An 8,130-nucleotide genomic window follows, 5' to 3' on the forward strand; every position below is an offset into this window, starting at 1 on the left:
GCCCCCCATGATCTGATGACCAAACTCGCGGCATGACGACACCGGTTTGAGCTTAATTTTGCCGCAAACCTGTCCAGGAAGGCGGGACCACCTCACCCGCCGATGCCCTGCAGGAACCGTGCCGCGACAAGCGATGGCAGGTTGAAGGCCAGCGCGCAGGCCACCGATCCAACAAGGAAGATGGCAATGGACAGGCAGAACACGATGCGCGATCCGAATCGATCGGCAAGTGTGCCGCTGGCCGGAATGAACAGGGCCAGCGCGATCAGATAGCTGGTCAGCGCAAGGCTCAGCGTTGGCGCCGCCACGCCCAGATCCCGGGCCATGGTGGGCAGCGCCACGGTCAGCACGGTACTGTCCAGTTGCTGCATGAACATGGCCGAAGCGACGACCACCGCCGTGCTCCTGAACGTGCGAGGACGCGCCGCGATGCGCTGCCACAGCCCCGCGGACCGTTCGATCGCCCTATCCGTGTTTGCGTTCAATCCCTTATCCTGACGAGAGAACCGTGCGGGTCATGTTCCAGAAGGCGGCCCGCACTGTGTTGAAGAGAAGGGCAGGGGTCAGTCCTTGGCGCGGGCCGCGTGCTTGCCGCCGATCACAAGCGCGAGCAGCGAGAGCAGGGCGGCCGCGGCGCACCATGCCCCCGGGATTGCCTTGTCACCGGTGGCGCCGATCAATGCGGTGCTGATAGCCGGGGTGAAGCCACCGAAGATCGCCGTCGCCAGGCTATAGGCCAGGCTGAAGCCCACGGTGCGGACGTGCGCCGGTATGATCTCGGTCAGGAAGACGATGAACGCGCCGTTGTAGGTGGCGTAGATGGCCGCCAGCAGCAGTTCCACTGCCAGCAGTCTGCCAAAGCTTGGCGCTGCGACCAGCCAGCTCATCAGCGGGTAGGCCAGCAATCCGCCCAGCACGGTGGCCGTGATCAGCAGCGGCTTGCGCCCAACCTTGTCGGACAGCGCCCCCATGACCGGCAGCAGCGTGAAGTTGGCAAGCCCGACACACGCGGTGACGAACAGGCTTTCACCCGAGGACAGCGCGAGTTCCTTGCTGCCGAAGGTCGGCGTGTAGGCCGTGATCATGTAGAAGAACACGGTGGTCATCACCGCCATCAACGTGCCCTTGAGCACCAGGCCCCAGTTCGCAGCGACGATGCCCACGATCTGGTTGAGCTGTGGGTGCTCCTTGCGGTTGAGGAACGCCTCGGTCTCTTCCATGTGACGACGGATGACGAACAGGAACGGGACCATGATGCAGCCGATGACGAACGGCACACGCCAGCCCCACGCCTGCATCGTTGCGGCATCGAGCGAGTTTGAGACGAGCAGGCCGATCAGTGCCGCGAAGACCACGGCGGCTTGCTGGCTTGCCGACTGCCACGCGCAGAAGAAGCCCCGGCGGTGCGGTGGCGCAATCTCGTTGAGATAGACCGATACGCCGCCCACCTCGACACCGGCCGAGAGGCCCTGCACCAGGCGACCGACCAGGATGATGATCGGTGCGGCCAGGCCGATCTGCGCATAGGTGGGCGTGATGGCGATGGCCAGCGTGCCCGATGCCATGAGGCCCAGTGTCAGCAAGAGACCTTTGCGGCGGCCGTGATTGTCGATGTAGGCGCCCAGGACCAGCGCGCCGACGGGACGCATCAGGAAGCCCGCGCCAAACGTCATCAGCGTCAGCATGAGCGAGGCAAATGCGCTGCCGGTCGGGAAGAACGCCTTGGCGATGTAGGTGGCGTAATAGCCGAACACCATGAAGTCGAACATTTCCAGGAAGTTGCCGCTGGAAACGATGAAGATCGACGTGAAGGCCGAGCGCGTGCTGGCCCGTGGCGCTGCCGGTGTCGCTGGCGGCGGATTTGCGGCGGAAGCTTGGGTCATGGCAGAACCTTCTGCGGTGCAGGCTCGAGTCCGCTCTCGCGGATGATGGCACTGGCCTTGGGAGAGGCGAGATAGGCGATGAGTGCCTTCGCGTCGGCAGGATGGGGCGAATAGGCGACGACGCCGGCGGAAAAGGTCGTGACCTTTTGCAGGTCGGCCGGCAGCAGGCCGACGATGCGGATACCCTTGACCGGCTTCAACTCGCTCAGTTGCTGGAAGCCCAGCTCTGCCTCGCCACTGGCGACAATCTGGCCGACGGGCGTTGCGGGGATCATCCGGCCCTTGCGGCGGACCTGATCGGCGATGCCCAGCTTGTCGAGCATCGTCGTCTGGATATAGACGCCCGAAGCGCTGTCGGACCATGCCACGGACCTGGCGGCGAGCAGCGCCGAGCGGACTGCTGCGGCCGTACTGATGTCGGGGGCGGGCGCGCCAGCCTTTACCGCGACGGCGATCTTGGACAGCACGAGATCCGTTTGCGTACCGGGCATGATGGAACCGTCGGCAGTCAGCGTGTCGAGCGCAGACCTGGCCAGGATGACGACGTCAGCAGGTTCGTGGCGTTCCAGGCGGTGTGGGATCGCTTGCGGGGTCTCGCCCATCGAGGGGCCGTGTGCGATGACGATGTGGACGCCGGTTTCCCGCTCGTACTGCTGCGACAGACGCGCGAAGGCGGAGGTGAAGCCGCCCGAGGTCAACACCCGCAGTTCCGTGTGCGGCCCGTGTGGTGCGGGCGTGCTGGCAGGCGTGTTGGCACTGCATCCGGCCAGCGCCGCCATGGGCAGCAGCAACCTTCCCAGCATGCGGCGCAGCTTGTTCGGGGTCTGGCGCGCACGCGCATGGGCGATAGTTGGCGCGTTCATATATCCTCTCACTGCTTGCTCGACCCGCTAAAGCCGCCACCGTTGACAAGGGGGCCGCAGCTTCACGGCAGCAACAGGAAGTCAGAATATGGCCGCTTCATCAAATGCAACGATCGGCACTCTTTATGCGTTAAGCGCATAAATCATGCGCTTTCGGCTGGTCCCAGCCGCCACGCTGCCTTCAATCGGGAATGGTGTCGTTCCGACCGCGCTCCCGCCAGGCGTCGCAGAGCAGGCCGAGCAGCCGATGCGCGGCAGGAGACAATGCGACGGCAGGACGACGCAAAACGCCGATGGTGCGGAAGATTGTCGCGCCCTGCAGCGGCTTCCAGACGAGATCGCGCGCCTCTGGCCCTTCGCACGCCAGCCGTGGCAGGATGGACGCGCCCAGCCCGGCATCGACCAGCGCCAGGGCCGAGGTGAGCCGGGTAACTTCGTAGAACCACCGCAGATCGAGATTGAGCGGTGCCAGGCCCGCGTCCAACGTCGTGCGGTTTCCGCTTCCCGTATGGACCGTCACCAACCGCAGTCCCACCAGGTCTTCCCAGCGCGGCTTGTCGATTGCTGCCAGCGGATCATCCTTGCGGCAGACCAGTCCATAGTGATCGTCGTAAAGCGGTTCGAACACCAGGTCGGCGTCGCTCGAGACCGGTAGCGCAAGGCCAAATTCGGCCGCGCCGGTGCGAACCGCCTCGGCGCACTCCGTCGCGGAAAGGTCCAGCACCCTTACCCGCACATTGCGATAATCCCGCCCGAACTGCTCGAGCACGCTTGGCAGAAAGCGAACCGTTGCGCTGGGTATGCTGGCCAGCACGATCCGCCCGTCCTGCCGCTCGCCCAGCGCCATCTTGCCAAGGAGCGAGGTGTCGATTTCGTCGAGCAGGCGGCGGACCAGTGGCATGATCTGCTGGCCGGCCGGGGTCAGGCGAACGCTACGGGTGCTGCGCTCGAACAGCGCCTCTCCCACCAGCGCTTCCAGCTTTTGCACCCGGCGGCTGAGCGCGGGCTGCGACAGATTGAGCTGGTGCGCTGCGCGAACGAAGTTGCGGCACTCGGCAACAGCGACCAGCGATCGCAGGTCGAGTATTTCGCAGTTCAACAGGCTCACCCTGGTCGTTTAGCACGCGCGTGCCGGTTGTTGCACCGGCAAATCACGCCGCCTAGCTCGAACGGGCGCCCGTCGCCGATCATGCCGGCGTCCATGCAGACCAGCGGGATGCGCTGGTCGAGATCGTTGCCGACCGGGAGTGTTCGCGGTGGTGAATGAAGCCAAGTATCGGTTGCGGGTGGCCATGATCACCGCAGGCGCCTGTAACCGGGCGACACCCAGCAACGATCTGATGGCCAAGGCGGTGCTGCCACGGCTGGTAGAAGCCGATCAGCGGTTGCATTCGCCATCGACCAAATCCCGAAAATAGCGCGGATGGCAAAGTTGGCGCAGCGACGCGTTAGTATTTCGCAATGAATCCGTCTCGGCATTGGACATGGCGATCAAAGTCATTGCTAACGGCATGTTAGGGATGGCAAGGCAAACAGGCGCGTGTTTCCTGCTGCCAGGGATGCCCTGCGATGCCCTCGATTCCACTTATTGCCCCCAATCCCCCGCGCTTCAGCGCCCTGGCCGACGAGCTTGCGGCGATCGAGCAGCGTGGCATTTTCAGCAATGGCGGGCCGGCGGTGCGGGCGTTCGAAGCAGCGGCGGTGGCACAGCTGTTTGGCGGGAAGGGGGATTGCCTGGCCGTCGGCAATGCCACGCTCGGCCTGATCCTGGCCCTTCGGCATGCTGCCGGGCCGCGTCTTCGCCCTGGCGCTCTGGCACTGGTGCCGGCCTTTACCTTTGCCGCCACGGCCCAGGCGGTGGAATGGGCCGGCCTGACGCCGCTGATCCACGATGTCGATCCGCAGACCTGGGCCTCTGATCCCCAGGCGGAAGAGCGCCTGCTCGCGCGCCATGGCGCTCGCGTGGCGGCGATCGTGCCTTATGCGGCATTCGGGCGTAGCGTCGATCTTGATCGCTATGCCTGGCTGGCGCGGCGGCATGGCGTGGCCGTGGTCATCGATGCGGCTGCCTCGCTCGGCAGTTGCGATGCCGGGGGCCAAAATTTCGGCGCGGGCGCCCCATTTGCCGTGGTCTATTCGATGCATGCCACCAAGACCTTTGCCACGGGGGAAGGCGGGCTGATCCACAGTGGCAATACCGACCTGATCGCGGCGTTGCGGCGGATGAGCAACTTCGGTTTCGGGGCTGCCCGCGCGGCGGAACTGCCCGGCCTCAATGCCAAGCTGTCGGAAGTGGGCGGGGTTCTCGCCATGGCCAAGCTGGCGGAACTTGATGCCGTCTGCAGCCATCGTGCCGCGCTGGCCAATGCCTATCACGCGGCCCTGGATCGGCTGGGGCCGGGCTTTGCCGCCCAAGCGCCGATGGCGGCGGGGCGGCAGGCGTTCCAGTTCTGGTCATTGCTGCTGCCGGCGCACCTGGCGGCACACCGTCCAGCCCTGATCGCTGCCCTGGCCCAGCGTGGCGTGGGCGCCGGCCACTATTTCAGCCCGCATCTGGGCATGCAGCCGTGGTTTCGCGACCATGCCCTGATCGAACCTGTGCCGGTGAGCGATGACCTTGCCGCGCGCGTGCTGTCCCTGCCGATCACCGATGGGATGAGCCTTGCCGATGTCGATACGGTGATCGAACAGCTCGTGGCCGCCATCGCGGCGGTCACGCCGGGCGCTGACGGGCGGCCAAAGGGAGATAAGCAGACGATGCCGCCATGCGCGACGTTCGAAACCGCGCTGATCGGTGGCGGCCCGGCCGGCACAGCGATGCTGACCGCCGCCAGCAAGCAGAACCGGCTCGGTGTCCTGGCCGAAGGATTGGCCGTGGTGGAGCAGGGGCCGGCATTGGGGCGGGGCGAACTGGGCCAATATGCCATCCGCTCCGACAGCACGGCCGAAACCTTTCTCAGCGCGGTCAAGGACAATGCCCATCCCGAGCTTGCCGCGCTGATCGATCATCCGGCGGGCATGACCATGGCCGGGCACATCGGCGCCTTGGGCGCACCGCTGGTCGAGGCGGGAGACCTGCTCGCAGTGACGGGAGACCGGTTGCGCGATGTGGCTCTCGCCCATGGCGCCAGCGTGCTGACCGGGCATGCCGCGCTGCGTGCCCAGCGCGAAAGCGACGGCCGCTGGCGCACGACGGTGCGGGATGGTGCGGGGCAGACGCGTGACCTGCTCTCGCGCCATATCGTGCTGGCCACCGGCGGCTATCAATGCCCGCAGGCGGTGCACGCGGCGCCACTGGCCGGGGGCACGCTGGGCGACATTGCCGGGAAGCGCCTCGTGCTGTCCGACGCCTTCCTGCGGCTGGGCGGAATGGATGCGCTGCGCCAGCGGCTTGCGGCGCGGAGCAATCCGCACAGCGCCCCGCGCATTGCCATCGTTGGTGGATCGACCAGCGCGCTGGCGGCGGCGGTCCTGCTGCTCAAGGCCGATCCTGCGCTGTCGCTCGGCGCCGGGGGCATCACTCTTTTGCATCGTCGCCCGTTGCGGCCGTTCTACCCCTCGCGCGAAGCGGCATTGGCCGAAGGCTTCACCGATTTTACCGAGGCGGACATCTGCCCGGTCAGCGGCTTCGTCTATCGCCTCGCCGGGTTCCGGCTGGAAGCGCGCGAACTTGTGCTGCGCATGCTGGCCGTGGGCGGACGCGCGCCGGAACCGCGCCTGACGCTGTTGCAACTGGACCAGCACGATCCGGCCGCGGCGCGCGCGGCGCTTGACGCAGCCGACGTGGTGATCGGGGCAACCGGCTATCGGCCGCGCGCCTTGCCCTTGTTCGATGCGGCAGGCGCGCCGATCATGCTCGCCTGCGATGGCCCGCAGCCTGGCCCGATGGTCGATCGTCACTGCCGCCTGCGCGATGCCGCCGGGCAGATCGTGCCCGGCGCCTTCGGCATCGGCCTTGCCGCCGGCTTCGTGCCATGGGGTCCTTTGGGCGGAGAGCCGAGTTTTCGTGGCAACGCCAATGGGCTGTGGCTGTGGCAGAATGATGTGGGGCAGATGATCGTCGATGCGGTCCTGCCGGCCACCAGCGCCGCACCCCGCCAGGCCGTGGCATGACAGATACACCCCTGATCAGCGTGGTGATGGCCGCCTATAACGGTGGCGCCCTGATCGGGGACACGATTGCCAGTGTCCTGGCCCAGACCCTGCCCGATTTCGAACTGGTGGTGGTCGACGATTGTTCCACCGATGATACTCTGGCCCGCCTGCGCGAGGTGGAGGATCCGCGCGTGCGGGTGATTGCGGCCCCGCGCAATGGCGGCCCGGTAGTGGCGCGCAACCTGGCGTTTGCGGCGGCGCGTGGCCGGTTCATCGTCGGGCTGGATCAAGACGACTTGTGTCATTCGGCCCGGTTTGCCGTGCAGCACGCGTTTCTCGAGGCCAACCCGCATGTCGTGCTCGTGGCCTCCGCGGTCGATATCCTCAAGTCTGGCGCGATCTCGGGGCCGCGTGCACCATTTCGTACCTCGCCGGCGTTGATCGATTGGCGGTTACAACTGGGCAATCCGCTGGTCTGGTCGTCGGTGATGTTCCGGGCCGAAGCCGCCCGCCGGCTTGACGTGTTTGAGCAGGTCGATCGGCTCTATGCCGAAGACTTCGATCTCTATCACCGGCTCGCCCGGTTCGGGGCGCTCGCCCGAATCGACACGCCATTGGCAACCTATCGCATCCATCCCGGTGGTGCCTCGCAGCGCTATACCGCGCGGATGGAACAGAGCGCGGCGGCCGTTCTGGCGCAGCCTTATACAGACTTGTTCGGGGCCGATGCGCCACGGGCGGCGCATCTGGTCTTGCACCATTTCACCGGCGGCGTGCCGGTGCTCTGTCGCGATACCCTGGCCGAGGTGGGCCGGCTGGTCGCGGTGGTCCATGGGCATTTCATGGCGACGCGGCGGCCCGATGCGGCCGATCTGGCTTTGATTCTGGCAGAATACGCCCGTCTGTGGTGGCGGCTGGGCGATGCCTGCGTGCGTTCGGGCACGCTGTCGCGGGCAGACGTGGTGGCGCTGTGCCCGGCCGGGTTGGCGCAACACCCACCTTCGCGCATGCGTTCGGCCACGTCGCTGCTGATCGGAACGGGCCGCGCGCTGGCATCGCGACTCAAAAGGGCCTGATTCTGTCACGCAAACCGCTGCAGTGAGTCGCGCGAACACCGCCGAAAAGGCGTTGATCACAAAAATGTAACGCCAATAAGTCCCGGAAATACTGGGTTTTTGGTGGCTGTGGATGGAATGTGGAAAAATGGCCGTTGACGCCTGTGCCACCCGTCCATATATGCCGCTTCACCGACGCGGTTCAGCCGGTTTTTCCGGTTCTTCGGGTGTTTC

Annotated in this window: 7 protein-coding genes; 3 read left to right on the forward strand and 4 right to left on the reverse strand. The window is 66.0% G+C overall.

Going from position 1 to position 8,130, the window contains the following annotated elements:
* Positions 1-92: 92 nt before the first annotated feature.
* From C8K14_RS21870 to C8K14_RS21885, 4 genes are all read right to left on the reverse strand, one after another.
* On the reverse strand, positions 93-395 hold the full coding sequence (locus tag C8K14_RS21870) for an MFS transporter (protein WP_369974075.1): 303 nt from the start codon (positions 393-395) through the stop codon (positions 93-95).
* Positions 396-563: 168 nt separating this feature from the next.
* Positions 564-1,883 carry an MFS transporter gene (locus tag C8K14_RS21875; protein WP_107719237.1) on the reverse strand — a complete coding sequence of 440 codons (1,320 nt, stop codon included), beginning with the start codon at positions 1,881-1,883 and terminating at the stop codon, positions 564-566.
* A complete protein-coding gene (gene modA / locus C8K14_RS21880; RefSeq protein ID WP_107719239.1) occupies positions 1,880-2,746 on the reverse strand; it encodes a molybdate ABC transporter substrate-binding protein in 867 nt (288 codons plus the stop codon). The genes C8K14_RS21875 and modA overlap by 4 nt, the downstream gene beginning before the upstream one ends.
* A gap of 181 nt (positions 2,747-2,927) precedes the next feature.
* Positions 2,928-3,854 (reverse strand): LysR family transcriptional regulator, encoded by a 927-nt coding sequence (locus tag C8K14_RS21885; RefSeq protein WP_028657921.1) that lies wholly within the window; start codon positions 3,852-3,854, stop codon positions 2,928-2,930.
* 151 nt (positions 3,855-4,005) lie between these two features.
* On the opposite strand from C8K14_RS21885, the gene C8K14_RS22775 reads away from it, so the two are divergent.
* The 3 genes from C8K14_RS22775 (at position 4,006) to C8K14_RS21895 (ending at position 7,917) form a co-directional block, all read left to right on the forward strand.
* On the forward strand, positions 4,006-4,164 hold the full coding sequence (locus C8K14_RS22775; RefSeq protein WP_158272002.1) for a hypothetical protein: 159 nt from the start codon (positions 4,006-4,008) through the stop codon (positions 4,162-4,164).
* 151 nt (positions 4,165-4,315) lie between these two features.
* Complete coding sequence (locus tag C8K14_RS21890; RefSeq protein WP_107719241.1) at positions 4,316-6,859, forward strand: DegT/DnrJ/EryC1/StrS family aminotransferase; 2,544 nt, start codon at positions 4,316-4,318, stop codon at positions 6,857-6,859.
* Positions 6,856-7,917, forward strand: coding sequence for a glycosyltransferase family A protein (locus tag C8K14_RS21895; RefSeq protein ID WP_107719242.1), 1,062 nt, complete (start codon positions 6,856-6,858; stop codon positions 7,915-7,917). Before C8K14_RS21890 ends, C8K14_RS21895 begins: the two co-directional genes overlap by 4 nt.
* Positions 7,918-8,130 lie beyond the last annotated feature (213 nt).

Origin of the sequence: Novosphingobium sp. GV079 (assembly GCF_003058045.1) — a bacterium.
Classification (GTDB): Bacteria; Pseudomonadota; Alphaproteobacteria; order Sphingomonadales; family Sphingomonadaceae; genus Novosphingobium; species Novosphingobium capsulatum.